The sequence below is a fragment of the Candidatus Thorarchaeota archaeon genome (assembly GCA_013388835.1).
Lineage (GTDB): Archaea > Asgardarchaeota > Thorarchaeia > Thorarchaeales > Thorarchaeaceae > JACAEL01.
In genome coordinates, this window is record JACAEL010000103.1 from 1 (window position 1) to 1,595 (window position 1,595).

The window sequence follows — 1,595 nt, forward strand, 5'->3', positions numbered from 1 at the left end:
GCCTAATTCCTTGCTCCCAGCTAATAATAGTTGCCTCCTTTTTATTGATCTTTTCTGCGAGCTCTTTTCTACTCATTTGGTTGCGTTGGCGTTCTTTTTTTAATAAAATACCGAAATTTTCCCAGCTTCTTTCCATTTTGTTATCTCCAGAAGTCATTATTATATTAATAAAAGTGACAATTTGTCAAATATATTAATATAAAAAATTGACAAATTGTATTAATTATTATATAATTGCTTTGTCAAAACAATTATAAATGTACGAAAAATACATATTGACAACTCGTATAGGAGGTAATGTATAATCTATTGCTCTTCTTTTTAAATTCTTCATAAGGAGGAGTTAAATGAGTACAGTTGCAGCACCAGCGCTTATTACATACGATAGTGTCATTACTACAATATCTGGGTTTGAATATGATAAACAACCTACTGGAGATACTCATATTCCAATAAAAGGTTGTTATCAAGCATTTAGTCAATTGGTAAATGAATATCCCGAATTTTTTCCTGACTTATATTTTTCTGATAGAAGCGGAGTTCCGTATTCAAAGGAACTTGAAGATATATTATTTCAATTAGGAGCTTGGCGCCAAGTACAAGACAATAATCCCGACTTTCTATTTTTTACAATCACCAAAGAAAAAAAGAAATTAATATGGAATGAATACAAAGATATTTATAAATCTAATAAAGCAATTTTGGAGAAATTAACTCAAATCTCAAAAAGGTTTCAGAAAATAATCGGAGTAAAATAATCACGTGCCTCCGAGTGCAGTTACGAAACTACAGTCTGAAGTAAATAAGGCTGTAAAAGTAATATTAACTAACTATCATCCAAGACCTATTCGAGCAAATAAAGTTATACGAGATACAGCTTTTGGATTCAATTCATATTATCCTCACGAAATAAATTTATTGGACTCTCCTCTTCTTCAAAGACTTCGGGGGATTAGACAAACTTCATTAGCATGTTATACCTATCCTTCAGCAGTACATACAAGATTTGAACATAGTCTTGGAGCGACTGTTATTGTTGGTCGTATGATAGAAGCTCTAAGGAATCGTGAAAGTGCCTTAGTCAGTAATCCTGTAGATTGTGCTGAAGCTAGGATGGCGGCACTTCTTCATGATATAGGACACGGGCCATTCTCTCATGGAACGGAAATTATTTTTCAGGAATTTGATGAAATAAAAAATGTAAAAAAGGAAAAACCGGAATTATTTAAAGATAACGCGGCACATGAAATTCTGTCTTACTTCATAGTAAATTCAAGTTCATTTAAGGAAAAATGGGAGGAGATTAAAACACCATATTTATCACGTTCCGATTATAAATTCAATATATCGGGAATTGATATAAATAAAGTAGCTCTGATGATTCTTGGGAAACATCCAAACCCTGATATGTATTTTTTTGCTCAAATGGTGAACGGTCCTCATGATGCAGATAAATTTGATTATGTAACACGTGATGGTTATTTCACAGGACTTAGAACAGCAATTAATATAGATAGATTCCTTTTATCTATCGGAACAAGTAAAAATGACAAAACCAAAATAAGAAGCCTATGCGTCGATATATCCGGTGTTAC

The 1,595-nt window shown here is 32.4% G+C and carries 3 protein-coding genes; 2 read left to right on the plus strand and 1 reads right to left on the minus strand.

Features of this window, described 5'->3' with window-relative positions:
* On the minus strand, window positions 1-136 hold a 136-nt coding region (locus HXY34_14080; protein NWF97262.1), incomplete at its 3' end, for a helix-turn-helix domain-containing protein.
* A 211-nt stretch (window positions 137-347) separates the two neighbouring features.
* Between HXY34_14080 and HXY34_14085 the strand changes: the two genes are divergently transcribed.
* Both HXY34_14085 and HXY34_14090 read left to right on the plus strand, forming a co-directional pair.
* The gene (locus HXY34_14085) at window positions 348-758 is read left to right on the plus strand and encodes a hypothetical protein (GenBank protein ID NWF97263.1); all 411 of its coding nucleotides are present in this window, start codon (window positions 348-350) and stop codon (window positions 756-758) included.
* Window positions 759-762: 4 nt separating this feature from the next.
* Window positions 763-1,595, plus strand: an 833-nt coding sequence (locus HXY34_14090; GenBank protein ID NWF97264.1) for an HD domain-containing protein, incomplete at its 3' end; no start/stop codon positions are given.

Coding starts and splice junctions, on each gene's coding strand:
- HXY34_14085 (NWF97263.1), top strand. CDS start 348: ATGAGTACAGTTGCAGCACCAGCGCTTATTACATACGATAGTGTCATT.